Source organism: Mycobacterium neumannii (assembly GCF_048452905.1).
GTDB classification, from domain to species: Bacteria; Actinomycetota; Actinomycetes; order Mycobacteriales; family Mycobacteriaceae; genus Mycobacterium; species Mycobacterium neumannii_B.
On record NZ_JBCGVF010000003.1, the window covers coordinates 1,633,702 to 1,653,114 of the forward strand.

Consider the following 19,413-nt stretch of genomic DNA (forward strand, 5'->3'; position numbering starts at 1 on the left):
TTCTAGGCTGTTGTCCGTGGCGCACTCACACGGACACTCCCACTCCCACTCCCCCACCGGCCCGGCGCCGCTGGGGCCGATCGCCGCGAAGGTCGTCGTCGGTCTGCTGATCGCCATCGGAGTGGCCGTCCTAGCGGGAACGGCATGGCTGTGGCCCAGCCAGCAGAAGACCGACATCCCGCTGCCGTTTCAGAACGCCGAGGGCGGTGCCGTCACCACCGAATCTGGGTTGGTCCGCTCGAGCAGTACCGCGACGTGCGGCAGCCCGTCGGTCGGTCAGGTGCTCACCGCCGATCCAATTCCGGCGACGGGCGGCGGAGCCGAGTGCGTGCAGGCGCTGATAGAGATCCAGTCCGGGCCCAACAAGGGCGCGGCGACCGTGCTCGAATTCAGCGGTGGCCCCGGACAACCCAATCTCGCGGCCGGCGACGAAGTCAGGATCACCCGTCAGGTCGATGCGACCGGCACCACCACCTACTCGTTCTACGACTACGAACGGACATGGCCGCTCGTCGCGCTGGCTGTGGCGTTCGCCGTGGTGGTGGTCGCGGTCGCCCGGTGGCGTGGATTTCGCGCCCTCATCGGCATCGTGGTCGCGTTCCTCGTGTTGGTGGTGTTCATGCTGCCTGCGCTGCGCGACGGGGCCGCGGCCGTGCCCGTCGCGCTGGTGGCTTCGGCGCTGATCCTCTACGCCGTCATCTACCTGGCCCACGGCGTGAGCCTGCGGACCAGCGCGGCCCTGCTCGGAACACTTACGTCGCTGCTGCTCGCCGCTTTCCTTTCCTGGGGCGCAATCGAATTGGCTCACCTGACCGGTCTCTCGGAGGACCGGAACAACGAGGTCGCCGCCTACCTTGGCAACGTATCGATCACCGGCCTACTGCTGGCCGGGTTCATCATCGGATCGCTCGGTGTGCTCAACGACGTCACGGTCACCCAGGCCTCGACGGTGTTCGAGCTGGCGGAGCTCGAGGGCAGCTCGCGGCGGACGATCTATTCGGGCGCGATGCGCGTGGGACGTGACCACATCGCGAGCACCGTCTACACGCTCGTGCTGGCGTATGCGGGCAGCGCGTTGCCTCTGCTGCTGTTGTTCAGCGTGGCCAACCGGGCCTTAGGTGACGTGCTCACCAGCGAGAGTGTGGCCATCGAGATCGCCCGCTCGGCGGTCGGGGGCATCGCGCTGGCGTTGTCGGTGCCGCTGACGACGGGCATCGCCACGGTGCTGGCGACCCCCGCGCGCGCCCGACGCGGTTAGAAGCCGGTGCGCTCCAACCACGCGTCCCACACCGCGGTCTCGCCGAACACCTCGATGCCGGCGTCGGCGGCCGTGCGCCGGCGCGTGATCGCCAGGAGCAGGTCGGTGGCGCTGCCGCGCAACGCGGTGTCGGCCTTGCTGTGGTTGTGCGACCACCAGACGCCGTCCTCGTCGTGGACGATGGTCCACTCCCCGGTCGGCCCCAGCCCGTCGTCGGTGGCGTGCATGTGGATGCTTCTGCCGTGGTCCAGCGCGGGTTGCGTGCCGGTGCCGACCATCAGCTCGACCCATTCGCTGATCGCGTCGGCGGCCAGCTCGGGCGGCGGGTCGTAGTCGGCCCCGACGGTCAGCGCCGCATCCGCGTGGTGCACGGCGACCTCGTGTAACCGTCGACGGATCCACCACCCCGCGGGGCGGGGGCCGCGGAAGGTCCAGACTCTGGTCGCCGCGCCTGCCCGTTCGACCGCATCGACCACCAGTTGGGCGCCCTGGTTGAACCAGTCAATCGCCGCGTCGGCGTCGTCGGGTGGTTTGCCGTCGCGGACCTCGCGCGGATCCAGCGCCGACATCCGGCGTTCGGCGATGATCTGTGCGGCCCACCGGTTTCCGCGACCGACGTGGCGGAACAGTTGTTTGAGTGTCCAGTCGGGACAGGTCGGCACCGGCGTAGAGGGGTCTGCACTGCGGATCAGTTCCCCGAATTCGCGGGTCTGGTCGAGCAGCGCGGCTCGGAAATCCACGCCCCCGAACGTACTCAATACTCGACGCGGAAACCCCCGATAATGCCGATCTGGTTGCCGTCGGGATCCTCGATCTTCGACAACCGCACACCCTTACTGGCTGCGACGATTTCACCGGGTTCAAGGCCGCGCTCACGCAGTCCGGCGAGGTGACGCTCCAGGTCGTCGACGGCGAAGTTGAGCAGACCGCTTCCGGCGCGCTGCGGATCGCTGAACACCTGCACCCAGGCGCCGGGGCGCACCTGCCACTCCACCAGTGTGGGCATCGGGTTGTTGTCGGGTGGGCGGCCGAACAGCTCGGCGTAGAACCGGCCACTGACCTCGACCTCAGTCGCGGGCACCACCGCGAGCACATGGTCAACCGACATGAATCCCTCCGTTCCTCGAAGGGGTAGACCCGGTCAGACCGGTGAACTAATCGACGAGCGAGCGGTGCCCAGCGCGATCGGCAGCGATGCCCACCCCCTCAGCACCCGTGTCTCGCGCCTGCTGCCCTCACCAGCCAGTCGCGCATCGGGAAAACGTTCGAAGAACGCCCGCAGTCCGACCTCGCCCTCTGCGCGGGCCAGGGCCGATCCCAGACAGAAATGCCTGCCGCCGGAGAATGACAGATGTCGTCCGGCGTTCTCACGCTCGAGGTCGAAGCGATCCGGATCGTCGAACACCTTGGGGTCGCGGTTGGCGCCTGCGATGTAAATGAGCACGGCCCTGCCCCGAGGGATCCGGTGCCCCGCGATCTCGGTGTGCTTCGTCGCCCTGCGCGCGGTGAGTTGCACGGGCGGGTCCAGTCGCAGGATCTCCTCGACGGCGGTCGGCCAGAGTTCGGGTCGCTGCGCCAGGGTTTCGAGGTGCTGCGGGTGATCGAGCAGCATGCGAATTCCGTTGCTCAGCAGGTTGACCGTCGTCTCGAATCCCGCGGCCAGCACGAGGCCCGCGGTAGCCATCAGTTCCTGCTGGTTGAGCCGGGCGCCCTCGTCGGAGGCCGCGATCAGCTGGCTCATCAGGTCGTCGCCGGGATTGCGTCGCAGCCCTTCGAGGTGCCCGGACAGCCAATCGTTGAAGCCGACCACGCTGCGGTAGACGGTGCGGTACTGCGGCCAGGTCAGGCCGATGTCGAGGCTGGCCGCACCGCGCTCGCCGAACTCCAGGACTCGTGACCGGTCGGCGTCGGGAACGCCGAGGATGTCACCGATGACCGAGACCGGTAACTGGGCACAGTAGCGGTCGACGATGTCGACGGTTCCGGCTTCCGCGAGTTCATCGAGTAGAGAATCGGCGGTCTCCTGCACCCGGTCCTTCAGCGCGGCAACGGCTCTGGGGGTGAACACCGACGACACCAGCTTTCGGTAGCGGGTGTGGTCCGGGGGTTCCACCGCCAACATCGACGGCGGCTCGAGGGGATGCAGCAGGTCGGTTTTGGTGCGGTTCGCGACCCATTGGACCGGTTTGGGCAGGTTGGAGCCGATCGGCAGAACTTCGAAGTCGTCGTCCCGCAGCAGATCGTTGGCGATCCCATGGTCGACGGTGAGGTGCACGATGGCGGCCTCCACCAGCGGCCCCTGTGCGCGCAGATCGTCGGCGAACGCAACCGGGTCGGCGCGAACGCTCGGATCGGCGATCATCCGGCCTTGGGGATCGCCGCGGCGCGCGAGCAGCTTCGAGGCACCGCGCACGAACCCGTGCACGGCAAGCCAGCGAATTCGGTGACGGATCGGCCCACCGTGCCGAGCCGGACGAATCGGTTCCACGCGGCCGAGCCTACCGATTCTGAGCCGTCACGCCCTTCCCCAGACAGTGGATCTGCCAGCCGGCCTGCATCCACCGGTCGATGTCGAGGCAATTGCGGCCGTCGACAATGACTTTCGCGCGCACCGCTCCGGCGAGCTCGGCGGGGTCCAACTCGACGAACTCGCGCCATTCGGTCAACACCAGTACGGCATCGGCCCGCTCACACGCTTCGGCGACCGACGTCGAATAGGTCAGCGTCGGAAACTGGCGTCGGGAGTTCTCCATCGCCTTCGGGTCGTAGACGTTGACGGTGGCGCCCTTGAGTTGCAGCATCCCGGCGACGTTGAGAGCCGGCGAATCGCGCACGTCGTCGGATTCCGGTTTGAACGCGGCACCGAGCACCGCGATGTTGGCGCCCAGCAGTGACCCTCCGCACGCGACGGTTGCCAGTTCCACCATCCGGCTTCGCCGTCGCATGTTGATCGCGTCCACCTCGCGCAGGAACGTCAGGGCATGGTTGGCGCCGAGTTCGCCGGCGCGGGCCATGAAGGCGCGGATGTCTTTGGGCAAGCAGCCGCCACCGAAGCCCAGACCGGCGTTGAGGAAGCGGCGTCCGATCCGCGGGTCGTACCCCAACGCGTCGGCGAGAAGCGTCACATCGGCGTCGACGGCTTCGCAGACTTCGGAGATCGCGTTGATGAACGAAATCTTCGTGGCGAGAAAGGCGTTGGCGGATACCTTGACCAGCTCGGCGGTCTGCAGATCGGTGACCAGCAAGGGGACCTGCTGGTCCAGCAGCGGTGCGTACAGTTCCCGGATCGCCGCCTCGGCGGCACACGAATCCGGTTGTATGCCAAGCACGATCCGGTCCGGATGCAGGGTGTCATGCACCGCGAAGCCCTCCCGCAAGAACTCCGGGTTCCACGCCACCTCGACGTCGACCCCCGCCGGCGCCACCGCACGCGCCCGGTCCCTCAGTTCGGCGGCGGTGCCGACCGGCACCGTGGACTTGCCGACGATGACGGCCGAGCGACTCAGCCGCGAGACCAGCATGTCCACAACGGCGTGTACATGACGCAGATCGGCGGCGAACTCCCCCTTCTTCTGCGGTGTACCGACGGCGAGGAAGTGCAGGTCGGCGAACCCGGCCGCGGCGTCGTAGTCGGTGGTGAACGCCAAGCGCCCGGCGGAGATGTTGTCGCTCAACACTTTCCGCAACCCAGGTTCGTAGAAGGGGGTTTCACCTGCTGCGAGTTTGGCGACCTTGCCCGCGTCGACGTCTACGCCGAGCACCTCGTGACCCAACTCGGCCATACCCGCCGCGTGGGTGGCTCCCAGATATCCCGTGCCGAAAACGGTGCACCGCATACCGCCTTGATATGCAGCCCTGATGAGCTAACCGCTACGCGACACTGATCGCCAGGCCAACAGCAGGTTACATGTGACTAGCCGGCACAGATGTTCAGCACGCAGATCGACCCTCCGCCGCGACCGGAAGAGCTGCCCGGCCCGCGGGAAGAGCCGCTGTCGCCCGATCCACCCGAACCGCTGCCGGGGTATCGACCGGAGCTGCCGGGATAGCCGCCCGAACCGCTGCCCGGATAGCCACCCGACCCCGAGCCGCTACCCGGGCCGTTCTGCCACGGCGGAACCTGAGGCCTGGGCAGCTCTGGCTCCTCGGGCTCGTCCTGCCACGGCGGCGTCCACGTCGGGACCTTCGGCGGCGTCCACCTTGGCGGGGGCCACGGGTTCTGCGGCCGGGGGTAGTACTGCGGCGGTGCCACCACCGGCGGCACGTACACCGGAACCGGGGCCGGAGCCACTGGGGCGGGAGCCACGGGTGCCGGCGCGGGCGGCGGCGCCACGGGCGGAGGCGCGGGCGCCGGGGCTTGCGGCGCTGGAGGCGGCGCCTCGACATAGACCGTCCGCGGCGGCGCCTGCGGAGCGGGCTGCTGCGCAGCGACCGGCACGGGGGCCTTGATGGTCTCCGCCTGTGGGGGCGGGGGCGCCTGAACCGGCTGCGCCTGTTCGGCCGGCGGAGGTGGCGGGGCGGGCGCGACGGTGCTGGGCACGATCGCGCTCTGCCCCGGGCTCGGCCGCTGGTCGGCCGTCGGGCGGATACTCACCGCGAGCGAGATCACGAGCGCGACAACGCCGACCACAAAGATCGACGCCATCGCGCTGCCGACGAGCAGGAACGGCTTGCGATCCTCGGTGGCCGCGGCATTCAGGTCGGTCCGCGACGTGTAGTCGCCCACGGAGGCGCCGTCACCGCCCGCGGGCGCCAATTGGGTTGGCGCGCCGGCGAGCCCGGCGTACACCGAACCCGCGGTGGTGCCGTCGGGGTCCTGGGAGTAGGCCAGGCCGACGGTGGACGCCTCCAAGGCCGGAGCGGCCGCGGCGGCCAGCGCCGCACCCCTCGCTAGCGCCATCTCCGGCTCGTCGGGGGCGTGCACCGGCAGGCTCACCAGATGCTCGAGATGGCTCTTCACCGAGCTCACGTCGACGCCGGATCCGACGACGAACATGCCTTGCGGCGGGTTGTCCTGGGCATCGACGGCGGCGGCCATATCGGCGAGCACGGCCAGCGCGTCCTGGCTGTGCAGGCTGCTGCTGAGCACTTTGACCACCGACCCGTCGTCGGTCTGGACGACCGACAGGGTCGCGGTGTCGCGGTCGATGAACAGCAGTGCGGTGGTGTCGTAGCCGACCGCCCTTCCGACGGCCTGGGCGAGTGAGCCCGCGGCGTGTCCATCGGAGACCAGCATGACGTCGTCGATATCGCGGGCGGCGAGCGCGTCGCGCAGTTTCGCGGCCTCGGCGTGATCGCTCCACGTGACGCCGATGGCCTTCAAATCATGACCACCCGCCTCAGCGCTTTCCTTGGTGCCGAGCACCGCGTCCACCACCTGGGCGGCGGCGCCCGATGTTGCTGAGCCACCATTACCGCTGACATCGAAGACGTCGTGGTCGACGGTGGCCCCGTCGGCCATCTCGCCTTCGACCAGCACCATGCGGACCGTCGCAAGTGTCATCGATACACCCAGAACGATGTCCACTGCCCCTCCAAAAACGTTTGCTGCCAAGCCTGGATCGCCGATCGGCATCTCGCCTCGCACAAGTCGGCGACTAGTGGTTCATCGCCGTGAGCAGGACAGGTGTTACGCCTCCACCGACATTTGCTGGGTCGATGCTGCCGACGTTTGGTATATCGACCCTACTCGTGTTCAACGACCGTCCGCGCCGAGCGGTTCAACTCGTCTCGTCGACTCTGCGCTCAGAGCGTGAAAATCCGCGTCAGACGCCTCCTGGACGCAGGATCAACTCGACTTGATGAAGTTCTGATACGACCGCGAGGGGGTCGGACCGCGCTGGCCCTGATACTTCGAGCCGACCCGCGCGCTGCCATAGGGGTGCTCCGCGGGGCTGGTCAGCCGCAGCAGGCACAGCTGGCCGATCTTCATTCCCGGCCACAGCGTGATCGGAAGATTCGCGACGTTCGACAACTCCAGAGTGATGTGCCCGGAGAACCCCGGGTCGATGAATCCCGCGGTGGAGTGCGTCAACAGCCCCAGCCGGCCCAGCGACGACTTGCCCTCCAGCCGGCCCGCGAGATCGTCGGGCAGCGTGCACAGTTCCAGCGTCGACCCGAGCACGAACTCGCCGGGGTGCAGCACGAACGGCTCACCCGGCTCGGCTTGGACCAGGGTGGTCAGCTCGTCTTGCTGCTTGGCCGGGTCGATGTGCGTATATCGCGTGTTGTTGAAGACGCGGAACAGGTTGTCGAGGCGGACGTCGATGCTGGACGGCTGGACCAGGGAGTCGTCGAACGGATCGAGCCCCAGTCGCTCGGCAGCGATCTCGGCGCGGATGTCGCGGTCGGAGAGCAGCACCCGACGAGCCTAGCGGCTCGGATGTTAGCCTTCGTGCTCAAACAAGCCGGTGTAGTTCAATGGCAGAACATCAGCTTCCCAAGCTGAGAACGCGGGTTCGATTCCCGTCACCGGCTCCACGGTTACCAGCCCGAATAGTGTCCGATCCGTCTTGCGTGGTCGCTATAGGTCCGCACTAGGTCCGCGTTCGGATTCAATCAAAGGACCAAACGCACGAGGTTGTTCGCTGCGGACGGCCTAGTGTGGTGTCGTTGTCAGTACCGGCTGCCATGATTCGCGTGAGTTAGACCACTGGCGGGAGATGACATGACGATGAACGACGCCGACGTTGAGGCGCTGGTGGGCCATGTAAAACAGAAGCTACCTCCACGCTTCGACCTCGTTCCCGATGGATGGCCCGGAAACATCGAGTTAGCCCTGATCGACGCTGTGCTTTCGATCCGAGCTGTGTATGGCGTATCGGCATCGACCGGAGTACGCGGCGCAATTGCCTCGTACAAGAAATCTCGATCCGACCGCGACTCATGGGATGACTTGCGCACACTCGCAGCGACCGACTCGGCTGAACTCCAGACCGTTTTGTCCAACCGTCAGAAGACAGGCGGTGTGACCAAAGCTGAGGCCATCGTTTCGGCGGCGCGTCGATTGGTCGATGCAGGCGTGATCCATGCTGGAGACCTCGACAGGGATTCATCGCAGCACCGTGCCGCTTATACCGGCACCAAAGGGCTTGGCCCAGTGACATGGGCTTACTTCGCAATGCTCCTCGGGCATGAGGGCGTGAAGGCCGATACATTAGTCAGCCGGTTCGTCGAGCAAGCTATCGGCCGCAATCCAGGGGCTAACCAAGTCGAAGAACTCGTGACAGAAGCCGCGCACCGCCTGGGCATATCACCGATCATTCTCGATCACGCCATCTGGCGGTACATGAGCAGACCCAGAGACGACGGCTAGCCGCTCAATCGAATTACGTTGTTCGCTCGCCTGCGTGCGGTCGTAGCCTGCGCCGCGCCAAGCTTCGCCATCGCGCCCGCGTGGTCGTCCTTCTTGAACAGGTGCGTGTAGACCGTCTCTGTCGTGCGCGGTGACGCATGGCCCATGAACGCCGCGACTTCTCTGATCGGCACGTCGTGCTCGGCGCAGATGCTCGCGTATGTGTGCCGCAGCGCGTGGAATTTCAGCGCAGGCGGCAACATCGCGGCGCGGTCTTTAGTCGCCTGAGCCGTCCGGTTGGCCCGCAGCACGGCGGGGCGAAACACCGCCTTGTAAAACGTGCCGTGACGTAGCGGTTCGCTCCAATCAAGCACTAGCCGCGCCTCGGCTTCTTCCACCGTGAGCGCGGCCAGAGCTGCCACTTGCTGCTGTGCACGTGCCGTCGCAGTTGTGGGGGCGTCGGACTTTAGTCCGGTCGGTCGCGGCGGCACTAGGCGCATGTTCGGGAACAGCGGTGCGTCCAGGTTGTCGCCGTATGGGTGATCTGAGAGGTAGTCGCGAAGCACTCCGACTGTCTGCGGTGGCAACGGCACCGTGCGGCGACTGCCCTTCGTCTTCGGGTCGTAGTACGTCGCTTCGCCGCCGATGACGCGTACGGTCCAGTCCACCCGCAGCTGCCCGGTCGTCGCGTCAGGCAGCTTCACGTCGCCTACGCGAAGTGCGCACAGTTCAGCCGCTCGCAGACCGGACCACGCCGCCAAGTGTGCGTAGACGTTGTACGGCCAAGGCAGGGCGTCTACGAGGGCTTCGACTTGTGTTGGGGTCAGGAACATCGCCGGATCGTCCACGACACCGACCGTGCGGCCTGCGCTGTGGTTCGTCGGCAGCTTGACGTGATCGGCGGGGTTGGCGGGTAGCCGGTAGTCGATCACCGCCTGTTCCAGCACCATCCGCACAATCTCGTACGTGTGGCGGACGGTGCTCGGCTTCTTGCCCGCGTCGGTCATTCGCTGAACCCACTGCTGTATGCCGTCGCGGGTTATCGCGTTGATCGGGTAGCCGCCCCAAACCGCGTCGATGCCAAGTGTTTTGCCGTCACCGCGCCGCTCCCCCTTAGGCCGCAAAGCGTAGCGGTAGCCGTCAAGTGTGCTCGGCTTGAGTTCGTCGCGTCGAGAATCCAGCCACGCCTGCGCCGCGTCGCGGAACAGGATTGCACCGGCTTTCGGGTCAACGCTGACGCCACGTGCCAGCTTCGGCAGCACTTCCGTCGCCAGCCAGTTGCGCGCCGCTTTGCGTGTATCGAACAGGCCGTGGTTTCTCTCGGTGCCGTCAGGGTTGCGCCACCCTGCGAGCCATCCGTTGTTTCGCTTACGTGTCCAACCGTTAGTGCTCATGCTGCCGTCCGCTCGTTGTGCCGCTTGAGTATCCGCGCAACGGTGCCGTGTCGCCACTTGCCGCCGCGTCGTGTCGGCACACCGTCATCGTTGAGGCGGGCGGCAATGTCGGTCAGCGTCTCGCCCTGCGCCGCAAGCTGGCACATCAAGGCCAAGGCGCGCTGCTCGGCAGGTACCGGCACCAGCTTGCCCTTGGCGCTGCGGTAGCCGTAGGGCACGGTGCCGTGTGCGTAGCCGCCCTTCGCGGCCTTGGCGCGTCGTGCTGCGGCCAGCCGCTCCACCGTCATCTCGCGGTCGTACTCGCTGATCGCGCCGAGAATCGTGCGAATCATCTTGCGGCTAGGGTCGTTCGACGTGCCGATGAGCATGTCGTTCTCACCGTCGCGAGCGGACAGCACGACACCGCCGAACTCAGACAGCCTGCGCAACAACAGTTCTTGAATCATCACGTCACGCGCCAGCCGGTCCAGTCGTGCGACTACGACGCCCTCGGCCTTGCCGGTCTTGACCGCCTCGGCTGCCATCAGCCAGCCGTCCCGGTCGGCAAGCTCGCTGGCACCGCTGATCGCGTCCTCACGCCACGCCGTGATCCTGTGGCCGTGCCGCTTGGCCCACTCTCGTATCGCTGCGCGCTGCACGTCAGGGCCGAACGCCTCTTGCTGCTTGGCCGACGACACACGCACGTAGGCGACTACCTTCATGCCCGCCCCTTTTCAATATTCGCAGGTCAGAGCGTTGTGCTCTTCATTCCTGTATGAGTAGCGCCTTCAGGCTACCGCGTCTGACCTGCATTGTCATGGTCAGGGCTAGTGGGTTCCGTTGTGGGCCAATAGTATTCGGTTATCAACACCCCATGCGCACCATGGGCGTTCGTCATCCGCTCCACTACTCACGTTGGTGCACAGCGTGTTTCATGCTCACCGCCTCATCAGCACTTGATCGGCGAAGTAAACGTCCGCCGTACCGTCCGCGAACGTCACCGTCAGCACCAGTTCGCCAGCGTCAAACGTCACGCGCTGAACAATGCCGATCTGCCCGCCGTGGCGGTCCCGCCCGTCGAACACCTGCACCCGCGTGCCCCGACCGGGTATGCCGCTCATCGGGTCCGGTGCGCGGCTGTTGTCGCGTCGCCAACGCTGCGGCCACGCCGAAGGCTCGTCGGGGTAGCGCCAGTCAGGCACGGCCCCGCCTGCGCTCGCGGGCCAGCTCGGCTGCGGCTTGCTCCATCGTCTGTAGCTCGGTACCGGGACGGCGGGCCGCTGGGGAATCTGGGGGCGGTCCTGTCCAGGGCGACTGGCGGTGCGGCGCTGTACGGCCTTCTGCCGTTTCTGGCCTACCGGGTGTCGCGCTACCGGGTGTCGTGGGCGTACGTGGGCGCTCAGGCCGCGTTTCGGGGCCGTCGCGTGCGGGTGTGTCGAGCACTATCTCGGCGTCAAGGATTTCGGGCGCAGGCAGTGCCGGGGCGGGTTGCTCGGGCACTCGGGTGCCGTCGCGGCGGACGCTCCGATCAATGCCGGTGAACAACTGTTGGAAGGCTGGTGTCGGCCCGACTTCGACTTCGACGGCGGTCTTCGGGTTCAAGCCTGCGCGGTCCAGGGCGTCGCGGATCGCGGCCAGGGCAACGGCGGGCGGCATGTCGGCGTCATCGTCAAGGGCGAACCCAATAAGCCGTTGCACCAACACATCTGCCGCTTGTTCTAGGCGGCGTTTGGCAGCGGCCTTGACTTGCGGGGCGCTTCCGCCGTGCATCTTGCAGACAACAGCACCGGGCACACGGTAGGCGCGGCAGGGCTTTCCAGTGCGGGAGCTTCGCGCTGTACACCGCTTGTCGGCGTGCGGGTCGGGCAGGGCGGAAGGGTCCGTCTTCGCATGGGTCGTCATGCCGTCAGTGTCCTTCTCTTCGCAGTTGCCACGCAGATCAATCGAATTTGGCCCACGCAGTGCAACCGGCGAGGCAACATCGGCTTATGGATGACCAATACCGATCGCTTGACTTCGGCGCAATCCTCCCAGTTGCGATTGTGCTGCTGATCATTCTGTTCCCCACGGTCGCGGCGATTGTCGCGCCGAGAGGCCGCCAGGGAACGTTCTTCGTTCTGACGCTGCTGTTCCTGCCCGGTCCGTTCGGCGTCGCAGCCGCCGCGATTGCTCAGCCCCGAGAAGGTAAGCCGCCCCCCTTTACACGCGAGTTCTGGTGCGGACGTTGCGAAGCGCGCAACTTCGTGAAGAACGAAGTTGACACCTACGTCTGCTGGCGCTGCGATCAAGCTCACCGCGTACCGATCAAGAAGACCCTCGGCGGGTTCCTCGACGGCATCACGCACAAGTACTTCATGGGCGGGAACGCCACGACGCCACATAACATTGCACCCACTCCATCGCCGCGCCCCGATTCGCGAACTGACTGGGACGAACGTATCGCGCAGGCTGAGACCACCGCCGCCGAGAAGCAAGCCCGTGCTAAACAACTTCGGGCCCGAGCGGAAGAGTTGCGGCGTCGCGGCGAAGAGCACTAGCACGGTCGGCCTGCCTTCGGCCTCGGCTCGCTCCACGGGTTGCGCGGTGGGCGATTTGGAATCCGGCGGTACTGGGCCGGCTGGTACGCGTAGGGCGGCTCTGGCCGCGTGTAGCAGTTCGTCACAACGAAACCTTCCTTCCCGACATCGCGGCGAACGTGCTCGCAGTCGTTCATTCACGTACTTCCTCCCTAGAAGGTTCGGAAGTACGTGCTTCTGTACTTCGCGAAGTTGCGGGAAGTATCGGAAGTTTCACCGCTGACGCATCGCCGTAGCCACAGGGTCGGCGGTCGCCTACCGAGTGCAGTTGAGAATTCCCCGGCCCCTTCCGCGTATTCACCCAACCCTCGTCAATCGCGTACTTGCGGGCTGCGTCGGGGTCACGCGCTGAGCTTCCTGACGTTGACCAATCGAGTCTCGCGTATACGTCGGCCTTCGTCGGTTCAGCACCTTCTGCGGTCAGTTGACGAACCGCGTCGTAGAAACGTCTCGCGTTCGCCACCTTCGCCGCTTCACGTCTGCTACCAGTTCCGGTCGCATACAGCCGTCGTGTCGCCGCGTTGTAGTCGATTTCGAATTCGTCAATGTCCACGTCGCCTCGGCCAAAAGCACTGAGGTAGCGCTTGTTGTCACCGGGCTTGTCGGTGAAGCTGCCGCCCGAGGCCACGTTGTAACGGTAGGCCCAGTTCACGTCGGGCTTGTCCATCATCGCGCTCGCGCCCCTCGCCCTATTGGCGGCGTCTTCGCTAAAACCGGTGTGATGCACTATGAGCACGCCGCGCAGATTCGCCTGTCGCACAACGTCTTCGAGCACTGCAAAAAAGCGTCCGTAGGCGGCATTCGGGTCCGAAGTGCCCCACTCCGACGGGTTGTAGATGCTACTGAGAGGGTCAATGACGAGCAGCGTTATCCCGTTGCTCCGCAGCCACTTGATGAGCCATTCGACAGCCAGGTCGCTGCGAAAGTTCACTGCACCGTGTTCACGGGCATGGTATGGATCAAGGCGCTTCAGATGCTCGTCGGCGATCTGCATGCGCACCGTCCATTCGAGAAACATTGCTTGCGTCAGTTCCATGTTCAGGTACGCAACACGGTCCTCTGTCGTCGTATTGACGGCAAATCTGCCGAGAAACGCCTCGCCGGTCAAGAGCGATTGCATAGCGTTCATCGCCAGAGTCGTTTTGCCGCTCTTCTTTTGAGCGTTGACTTGGGCAACGCCTGTCCATAGGCCGTCAACGACGAAATCTATCGCTCGCACACCGTCGGCTAGTTGGTCGTACGCATTCTTCGGGATCGGTGGCGGTACCCAAAGCGCCTGCGCCTCCTCGCGGTCAAGGTCCGCCCTCGCCGCCCTGTAGAACCGCTCGCCTTTGACGAACTCCTGATAGCCGGGGTCGGTGCGCACGTCGTCGTATGTCACGCGATCCTCCGTGCTCGTCGGGGTGCATGTGGCCTTCTCGGCTTGCACGTTCGTATCGGCACCCGCTCGCCACCCCACTTCGCAATCTCGGCTGCGGTCATGTCGAGTGCCACGGATACGGCGTGCTCGGTGCTGCGGTTGAAGTCCTCAACATCAAGCCCACGCCCGCGTTCGGCGTAAGCCGCGATGGCGGCGGCTTCGATGGCGTCGCGGGCGGTCGTCCACGGGTAGCAACCCGCACGCGCCTTGCGTGCCGCTATCCACAGTGCGCGGTGATAGGCGTTGCGGGTCTGGCCCTCGCCGGTTGCTTTGAGCACATCGCGGACGGTCTTGCGGAGTGCCTGCGGGTACTCGTCAAAGCACCACTCTTCGGCGGCCTGGCGTAGGTCGCCCGTCGTAGCCGGTGTGCCGCGCTTGCGGGGCTGGCGGTGCAGGTCGGTCAGCCAGGCGTCAGACAGGACCGGCAGGGCATTCGGCGACGGCAGCACACCGGAGGCGATTACGTCGCCCTGCGGGCCGTACAGCCGATAATGCGCGCCGCTGCGGTGCAGCCCGCCCGGCGCGACAACGAAGCGGTGATGCCGTTGCAGTAGCTCCACATCGCCGCCGTCGAGCACACCAACCCCGCACCACTGCGGCGGCACCCGATAGAGCCGCACGCCGGATACCCCGTAACCACGCGAGGTCACGAGGTAGGTCGGCGGTAGCGGACCTAGGCGGGCTTCGTGCTCGGCCAGCGTGGTCCCGCCGTGCTTGCTGTCGTAGTCGTCCACGTCGATGCCGATTACGCCGACCGGCAAGCGTGCGCCGATGTTGAGCAAGCCGCGTTCGTGACCAAACGCGATGCGGCGGACGACGTTCTCGGGCCATTCGGCAATTTGCGCAGGCGTGGCGTCGATGCCGTCATATCCGGTGACGCCTGCATGCCAGGGCGTCTTGTGCGGCGTGACATGCGGTTTGGTCCAGTCGATGCGTCCGCATGCCACTGCACCCCAACCGGTTTCGAGATTGCGCAAGGCAATCGCGGTGAACACGTCGGCATCCAGCCCGTCGTACTCGACTTCACACCAACCATCTGCGAGGTAATCGACATGCGCGCCGTATGCCTCAGCACCGTTGCCGCAGTGGAATTCAGGTAACTGCCGGTGTCGGTCGGTGTCGGGTAAACTCACTGTCGCATCCGTTTCAGGTCGGTTGTACTGCCCCCGGTGCCGGATCACGACACCGGGGGCATCTCCATTTGTCAGGCGGGAACTTTCGGTTCAACGCGGCAGGACTCGATGAACGCGATCAAGTCGTCGCGACTCGTATACCTGGCGCGTCCGATCTGCACGAAGCCGATGCGGTGAGCGCGGATAGCGTCAGATACCGCCCTATGCGCAATTGGTGTCCCAAGATCGGCCATCGCTTCTGCGACTGGCTCGGTTTTGAATGGAATGTCGTACCTGCTGCTGTCCTGCATCGCCCCTGCGGTCCTTTCGTCCGGTTGCCGTGCATACAGCGTACGCCGGTCGAACGACCGCGGGCAGATCAATTGCATTGCAGCACAACGTATTTGCAACCCTATCAGGGTCAGATCAAGGGATAGCCGCTGGTCACCCAAGGTCCGTGTCGTCGCTTAGGCGACGCATTACCTATCGGACTGCGGTCCGCTTAGGGGCCAAGAATGTGCCACCCGTGGAACGCATGTGTGCTAGCCCCGGCACACTTTTGGGGTTGCCATTCAATCTTGCGCTGCTGCCTCGGTTTCTGGTGCGTCTGCTTGGGCGCCGGCTGGTACCTCAGTTGGTGCATCTGGGCGCTTGATGCCGAGCAGCTCGTCCGCCTTATCGAGCGCGGCCTTTGCCTGCTGTATGTAGTCGTCAGCGGTCGGGTCGGGCCGCTTCGCGATCACCTGTTCCGCCTCGGCCAGCCCCCGCGCCACCCTGGCCGCTCGGACGGCCCGCTGATGCGCAATCTGCACGGCGGCGTATGTGGCAATGGCCTGTCGCCGTTGTTTGATTTCTGCCCGCAAAGTCTTGGTGTCCGGATTGGGCGCGATGCGGCCTGACCGCGACCGCCTAGGCATTTTGTGCCCACCGTGGTAGCGGTGCCCGCTTGGCGGCTAGTTGCGCGTCGGCCTCGGCCAGAATGTCGCCGCCTTCGACATGTTCGCGCAGGTGCTCGTAGCATGCCGAGCAGCACTCCCAGACCAAGATGTGCTGCCCGCGTTGCAGGGTGACGTACACCGTGCCGCCCGTGATCCCGGCGCAGGCAGCCGCCACGTTGACCGTGCAGCGGCCTTCAGGCCAGTTCAGCAGCGGCAACCAGTGCCACCGATCTGTCGGCACGTGCCGGTATTCGTGCAGGGTGTTCGGTTTGTTCGCGAACCACACTGATACGCCGATCTGTAGAGCGGGGTCGTGTGCGTCGTAGCGCCGGAACTCGTTGTAACCCCAAGCTCCGCGCACGCTGTGGTCGATGTGTTGCATGTCGTGGCACGTGTGGATATGGCGCATGGCGGTGTTGGCCTTCGCGTACATCTGCGGTGAGAGCATCGGGTCAGCCAGTCGGCCTAGGCGCAGCCCTTCCAGCGTCGGCAGCGCGTTCAGGGTCCGTTGGGCCTCGCGCACGGCGGCGACATGCTGGCTGGCCTCGGCGCGGATGGCCTCGCGGTCGTCAGCGGTGACGGTCCACGGCGAACCGGGCCATAGTTCTACGCGGCGGTCGGTGTTGGTCATGCAGTGTGCTCCTTCTTGGCTGCGGTGTGCGATGGCCGGGTGACGATGAAGCGGTATAGCTCTGCGGTGGAGTATCGCCGCTTGCCTGCGATGATCTGGCATCGAAGCTCACCGGCTTCGGTGGCCGACTTGAGGTAGCGCGTTGTGACGCTGACGCTCAGCGTGCTTCGGTACCATTCGACTGCTTCGGTGGCTGTCTTGTTGGCTACCGGCGACAGCTGTACACCAATCGGCGGTGCCGGTATGTCCATTGCTATTGGCGTGCGAGACAACGCGTTTACTCCGTTCGGTGCGGTATTGCTATCAATGCTAGCGACTTCATGCGACCGATGCGCAGTCATTTGAGTGCAGTACCGACGGCAGCCGGACCGAAAGCGCCCCGAAGCGTCCTACGGTTGGTAAGTAATCTGCGGCGCAGTGGGTTTCAGGCGTACCGTCATCGGCAACAGACCTAGGAGGTAGTGATGCCAGGCTTCGCCGATCAGGGCCAACTGCTCATCAACGAACTCGCGGACGGCGTGAGGCTCACGGATGTGTATGCCGAGATACAAAGAGCCGTCGAGGTATACAACCAACATAAGACGACCGTGGCGTCGTTGCTGTCCTATCCGACGACTCAGGCCGCAGCGCCTATCGCTCAGGGGCTTGCTCAAGAGCACTTCGACGTGGCGAGCGAATTCGGCACCCCAACGGCGCTGAACCCTCCGGTTGATGTGATCAAGCTGGGTTTCCAGTACGCCGATTGGGACAAGGCAACTCGGTTCACGTGGAAGTTCCTTCGCGACGCCACATCTGAGCAAGTGACCGACAGAGTGCGCAACTTGCTCGACGCCGATGCTCGCCTGGTACAGGGCTTGGTGCTGCAACGGCTGTTCGACCCGACACCCGGCGAGAACGACTTCGCCCATACGGTCTACGGCCTTTGGAACGGCGACGGCATTGTTCCGCCCTCGTATATGGGCAGAACCTTCACCGGGAGCCATGACCACTACTTGGTTTCCCAAGGCGCAGAGTTAGATTCAGGCGACGTCGAGGCAGCGGTTCGCCTTGTGGTCGAGCACGGATATGGTTTGGGCGCTGACAGCGGCAGTCAGCTGGTCGCATTGTTCAACCCGGCAGAAGCCGAGCACGTCCAGTCCTGGCGCGCAGGCGAAGAGAACGCCAACGGCCAAACTGCCCGCTTCGATTTCATTCCTTCCGCCAACGCGCCGACCTACCTCACCCAGTCGTCCATCGTTGGCGCGCTTCCGCCGACCGACGTTGACGGCGTACCGGTGCTCGGAAGTTACGGCAAGGCATGGGTAATCGAATCGATGTTGGTGCCCGCAGGCTACTTCGCCGTGTTCGCGACGGGCGGGCCGGATTCCGAGCAAAACGTGATCGCCCGCCGCATGCACCCGTCACCGGCCTGGCAAGGGCTGAGGCTGATCGAAGGCAACTGGGCGAAATACCCGTTGGTGGAGAGCTTCTTTCAGCGCGGGCTCGGCACGGGTGTCCGCCATCGCGGCGCTGCGGCGGTCGTGCAGATCAAGGCGTCTGGCAGCTACGAAGTCCCAACGGCCAACCTGTAGGCGTCTGGCGATGAACTGGTACGAAAGGTACTGGGGCCTCCGCGATTCCGGCGAAGCCTCCGAATACAGCTGGGGCAGCGGGCTGACCCCTCGCCATGCTCGCCACGCCGCACCCGACGACGGCGGTCTGTATGGCGGCATGTCGCCCGGTATCGCCCCTGACCGCCGCGGCCAGCGCCACGGCGTGCCCGGTCGGCAACTGCGGGCATAAGCCAGGGTGGCGGCGGTTACCGCCATAAGCGGCCAAGCCAGCCGCCGCCACCCGTTCAACCGCGTTGGCGGGCTAGCGTTTCTGTGGCGCAGACCTAGCCCGCCAACGGCGTTGCGGCGGTTGGATTTATGGCGCAAGCGGCACGATGTACTCACGCGTCTCGGGGTCGAAAAGAATCGGCCCGTTCAACTGCAAGTGCATCAGCGGCTCGCCGTCGTAGCCGATCACCGTCATCACGGTTGTCTCGCACAGCGGCTCCCCGCAGCACTCGCAGGTGTCGTGATCGTGCGTCCGCTCCGAGTCGACAATCGTCAAATCCGTCATTGGTGTTGCTCCGTTCGGTTGTGCTGCGCCGGGAGAAACAGAAAATGCCCTCGCGGCAAGCATTGCTTGGCTTATGCGAAGGCATCGTGTGACGGGTTGGTTACCGCTGTCCTTCGAAGTCAGTTGCCGCGCTGTCTGCGGCGAACGTGGACTCTTGTTCAGACTTCGTATACGGGCTGCGTTGGTGTTGCGTGCGTCTGGCCTTCGGCTGGTACAACGCAGTGGGCCAGGCCAATTGTTCCCACCGGAGCGTTGGGCTATGCCCACTCGCAGAACATGCCGCCCGTCGCCGCCTGGCTGCGGGGTTCAACAGTGGCCGCTCGATAACGACCAGATCCCAACTAGCCCTGCTTTTGACCAGAGCGCAGCGCGCTTCTGCCAAGATGACGAGCATGAGCGATACCGGGGAGGACAGCGCCCAACTATTTCCCGCTTGGCCACTGGACGCCGCAGCACATGCGCAAGTCGTCAACCAGGCGATTTGCGCTTGGGATCAGGGCAACCGCGAGGGGGTGATGTACCTGACACTCGGCCACGTGCCGCCCCCGCTTTGGTTGCGCCAGGAAGAGGCACGACAGTTCGCCGCCGAGAACGACAGCATTGAAGTACAACCGCGAGGCAGCTTCGCAATGAGCCGTGCCGCAGCAGAGGAACTTTGGGAAATTCTCGGCAGGCATCTCGGAAAGCTGCCGCCGAGTGCCTAAG

22 protein-coding genes and 1 tRNA gene are annotated in these 19,413 nt (G+C 65.2%); 7 read left to right on the forward strand and 16 right to left on the reverse strand.

What is annotated here, in order from left to right; all coding sequences use genetic code 11:
• Positions 1-16: 16 nt before the first annotated feature.
• A complete protein-coding gene (locus AAHH99_RS14350; RefSeq protein ID WP_418769198.1) occupies positions 17-1,258 on the forward strand; it encodes a YibE/F family protein in 1,242 nt (413 codons plus the stop codon).
• Here the strand turns inward: AAHH99_RS14350 and AAHH99_RS14355 are convergent.
• The 6 genes from AAHH99_RS14355 to dcd all read right to left on the reverse strand — a co-directional run bounded on the left by AAHH99_RS14355 (position 1,255) and on the right by dcd (position 7,619).
• Positions 1,255-1,998 (reverse strand): maleylpyruvate isomerase family mycothiol-dependent enzyme, encoded by a 744-nt coding sequence (locus AAHH99_RS14355; protein WP_418769199.1) that lies wholly within the window; start codon positions 1,996-1,998, stop codon positions 1,255-1,257. The genes AAHH99_RS14350 and AAHH99_RS14355 overlap by 4 nt on opposite strands.
• A gap of 14 nt (positions 1,999-2,012) precedes the next feature.
• Positions 2,013-2,366 carry a VOC family protein gene (locus tag AAHH99_RS14360; protein WP_418769200.1) on the reverse strand — a complete coding sequence of 118 codons (354 nt, stop codon included), beginning with the start codon at positions 2,364-2,366 and terminating at the stop codon, positions 2,013-2,015.
• Positions 2,367-2,399: 33 nt separating this feature from the next.
• On the reverse strand, positions 2,400-3,710 hold the full coding sequence (locus AAHH99_RS14365; protein WP_418769635.1) for a cytochrome P450: 1,311 nt from the start codon (positions 3,708-3,710) through the stop codon (positions 2,400-2,402).
• A gap of 46 nt (positions 3,711-3,756) precedes the next feature.
• Positions 3,757-5,094, reverse strand: coding sequence for a UDP-glucose dehydrogenase family protein (locus AAHH99_RS14370; RefSeq protein WP_418769201.1), 1,338 nt, complete (start codon positions 5,092-5,094; stop codon positions 3,757-3,759).
• 77 nt (positions 5,095-5,171) lie between these two features.
• Positions 5,172-6,785 (reverse strand): DUF7159 family protein, encoded by a 1,614-nt coding sequence (locus AAHH99_RS14375; protein ID WP_418769202.1) that lies wholly within the window; start codon positions 6,783-6,785, stop codon positions 5,172-5,174.
• Positions 6,786-7,046: 261 nt separating this feature from the next.
• Positions 7,047-7,619 (reverse strand): dCTP deaminase, encoded by a 573-nt coding sequence (gene dcd, locus AAHH99_RS14380; RefSeq protein ID WP_064405018.1) that lies wholly within the window; start codon positions 7,617-7,619, stop codon positions 7,047-7,049.
• A gap of 45 nt (positions 7,620-7,664) precedes the next feature.
• Here dcd and AAHH99_RS14385 point away from each other — a divergent pair.
• Together AAHH99_RS14385 and AAHH99_RS14390 are read left to right on the forward strand one after the other, a co-directional pair.
• Positions 7,665-7,738 (forward strand) — tRNA-Gly (locus tag AAHH99_RS14385).
• 187 nt (positions 7,739-7,925) lie between these two features.
• The gene (locus tag AAHH99_RS14390) at positions 7,926-8,573 is read left to right on the forward strand and encodes a hypothetical protein (RefSeq protein ID WP_418769203.1); all 648 of its coding nucleotides are present in this window, start codon (positions 7,926-7,928) and stop codon (positions 8,571-8,573) included.
• On the opposite strand, the gene AAHH99_RS14395 is transcribed toward AAHH99_RS14390, so the two are convergent.
• The 4 genes from AAHH99_RS14395 to AAHH99_RS14410 all read right to left on the reverse strand — a co-directional run bounded on the left by AAHH99_RS14395 (position 8,570) and on the right by AAHH99_RS14410 (position 11,623).
• Positions 8,570-9,946, reverse strand: a complete 1,377-nt coding sequence (locus tag AAHH99_RS14395) for a tyrosine-type recombinase/integrase (RefSeq protein WP_418769204.1) — start codon at positions 9,944-9,946, stop codon at positions 8,570-8,572. The two genes, AAHH99_RS14390 and AAHH99_RS14395, sit on opposite strands and share 4 nt — an antisense overlap.
• A complete protein-coding gene (locus tag AAHH99_RS14400) occupies positions 9,943-10,647 on the reverse strand; it encodes a recombinase family protein (protein ID WP_418769205.1) in 705 nt (234 codons plus the stop codon). Before AAHH99_RS14400 ends, AAHH99_RS14395 begins: the two co-directional genes overlap by 4 nt.
• 216 nt (positions 10,648-10,863) lie before the next feature.
• Positions 10,864-11,127, reverse strand: a complete 264-nt coding sequence (locus AAHH99_RS14405; protein WP_418769206.1) for a hypothetical protein — start codon at positions 11,125-11,127, stop codon at positions 10,864-10,866.
• Entirely contained in the window at positions 11,120-11,623 is a 504-nt protein-coding gene (locus tag AAHH99_RS14410; protein WP_418769207.1) for a hypothetical protein, read from the reverse strand. Before AAHH99_RS14410 ends, AAHH99_RS14405 begins: the two co-directional genes overlap by 8 nt.
• Before the next feature lie 290 nt (positions 11,624-11,913).
• On the opposite strand from AAHH99_RS14410, the gene AAHH99_RS14415 reads away from it, so the two are divergent.
• Positions 11,914-12,462: a hypothetical protein gene (locus AAHH99_RS14415; protein ID WP_418769208.1), complete on the forward strand. Its 549-nt coding sequence runs from the start codon at positions 11,914-11,916 to the stop codon at positions 12,460-12,462.
• Between the two features lie 172 nt (positions 12,463-12,634).
• Here AAHH99_RS14415 and AAHH99_RS14420 read toward each other — a convergent pair whose 3' ends face one another.
• The 5 genes from AAHH99_RS14420 to AAHH99_RS14440 form a co-directional block, all read right to left on the reverse strand.
• Positions 12,635-13,882, reverse strand: a complete 1,248-nt coding sequence (locus AAHH99_RS14420; protein ID WP_418769209.1) for an AAA family ATPase — start codon at positions 13,880-13,882, stop codon at positions 12,635-12,637.
• Positions 13,879-15,054: a bifunctional DNA primase/polymerase gene (locus tag AAHH99_RS14425; protein WP_418769210.1), complete on the reverse strand. Its 1,176-nt coding sequence runs from the start codon at positions 15,052-15,054 to the stop codon at positions 13,879-13,881. The genes AAHH99_RS14420 and AAHH99_RS14425 overlap by 4 nt, the downstream gene beginning before the upstream one ends.
• A gap of 551 nt (positions 15,055-15,605) precedes the next feature.
• The gene (locus AAHH99_RS14430; protein ID WP_418769211.1) at positions 15,606-15,950 is read right to left on the reverse strand and encodes a hypothetical protein; all 345 of its coding nucleotides are present in this window, start codon (positions 15,948-15,950) and stop codon (positions 15,606-15,608) included.
• Positions 15,943-16,602 (reverse strand): hypothetical protein, encoded by a 660-nt coding sequence (locus AAHH99_RS14435; RefSeq protein ID WP_418769212.1) that lies wholly within the window; start codon positions 16,600-16,602, stop codon positions 15,943-15,945. Before AAHH99_RS14435 ends, AAHH99_RS14430 begins: the two co-directional genes overlap by 8 nt.
• A complete protein-coding gene (locus AAHH99_RS14440; RefSeq protein WP_418769213.1) occupies positions 16,599-16,943 on the reverse strand; it encodes a hypothetical protein in 345 nt (114 codons plus the stop codon). Before AAHH99_RS14440 ends, AAHH99_RS14435 begins: the two co-directional genes overlap by 4 nt.
• A 123-nt stretch (positions 16,944-17,066) precedes the next feature.
• Here AAHH99_RS14440 and AAHH99_RS14445 point away from each other — a divergent pair, with 123 nt between their 5' ends.
• Positions 17,067-18,173 (forward strand): hypothetical protein, encoded by a 1,107-nt coding sequence (locus tag AAHH99_RS14445; RefSeq protein WP_418769214.1) that lies wholly within the window; start codon positions 17,067-17,069, stop codon positions 18,171-18,173.
• 10 nt (positions 18,174-18,183) lie between these two features.
• A complete protein-coding gene (locus tag AAHH99_RS14450; RefSeq protein WP_418769215.1) occupies positions 18,184-18,384 on the forward strand; it encodes a hypothetical protein in 201 nt (66 codons plus the stop codon).
• 126 nt (positions 18,385-18,510) lie between these two features.
• Here AAHH99_RS14450 and AAHH99_RS14455 read toward each other — a convergent pair whose 3' ends face one another.
• Positions 18,511-18,708: a hypothetical protein gene (locus AAHH99_RS14455; protein WP_418769216.1), complete on the reverse strand. Its 198-nt coding sequence runs from the start codon at positions 18,706-18,708 to the stop codon at positions 18,511-18,513.
• Positions 18,709-19,100: 392 nt separating this feature from the next.
• On the opposite strand from AAHH99_RS14455, the gene AAHH99_RS14460 reads away from it, so the two are divergent.
• Positions 19,101-19,412 (forward strand): hypothetical protein, encoded by a 312-nt coding sequence (locus AAHH99_RS14460; protein ID WP_418769217.1) that lies wholly within the window; start codon positions 19,101-19,103, stop codon positions 19,410-19,412.
• The last annotated feature ends 1 nt before the right edge of the window (position 19,413 follow it).

Bases quoted from the DNA above. Each gene is read 5' to 3' on its own strand.
- AAHH99_RS14360 (WP_418769200.1), bottom strand. From the start codon at position 2,366: ATGTCGGTTGACCATGTGCTCGCGGTGGTGCCCGCGACTGAGGTCGAG.
- AAHH99_RS14370 (WP_418769201.1), bottom strand. From the start codon at position 5,094: ATGCGGTGCACCGTTTTCGGCACGGGATATCTGGGAGCCACCCACGCG.
- AAHH99_RS14390 (WP_418769203.1), top strand. From the start codon at position 7,926: ATGACGATGAACGACGCCGACGTTGAGGCGCTGGTGGGCCATGTAAAA.
- AAHH99_RS14395 (WP_418769204.1), bottom strand. From the start codon at position 9,946: ATGAGCACTAACGGTTGGACACGTAAGCGAAACAACGGATGGCTCGCA.
- AAHH99_RS14400 (WP_418769205.1), bottom strand. From the start codon at position 10,647: ATGAAGGTAGTCGCCTACGTGCGTGTGTCGTCGGCCAAGCAGCAAGAG.
- AAHH99_RS14415 (WP_418769208.1), top strand. From the start codon at position 11,914: ATGGATGACCAATACCGATCGCTTGACTTCGGCGCAATCCTCCCAGTT.
- AAHH99_RS14430 (WP_418769211.1), bottom strand. From the start codon at position 15,950: ATGCCTAGGCGGTCGCGGTCAGGCCGCATCGCGCCCAATCCGGACACC.
- AAHH99_RS14435 (WP_418769212.1), bottom strand. From the start codon at position 16,602: ATGACCAACACCGACCGCCGCGTAGAACTATGGCCCGGTTCGCCGTGG.
- AAHH99_RS14440 (WP_418769213.1), bottom strand. From the start codon at position 16,943: ATGACTGCGCATCGGTCGCATGAAGTCGCTAGCATTGATAGCAATACC.
- AAHH99_RS14445 (WP_418769214.1), top strand. From the start codon at position 17,067: ATGCCAGGCTTCGCCGATCAGGGCCAACTGCTCATCAACGAACTCGCG.
- AAHH99_RS14450 (WP_418769215.1), top strand. From the start codon at position 18,184: ATGAACTGGTACGAAAGGTACTGGGGCCTCCGCGATTCCGGCGAAGCC.
- AAHH99_RS14455 (WP_418769216.1), bottom strand. From the start codon at position 18,708: ATGACGGATTTGACGATTGTCGACTCGGAGCGGACGCACGATCACGAC.
- AAHH99_RS14460 (WP_418769217.1), top strand. From the start codon at position 19,101: ATGAGCGATACCGGGGAGGACAGCGCCCAACTATTTCCCGCTTGGCCA.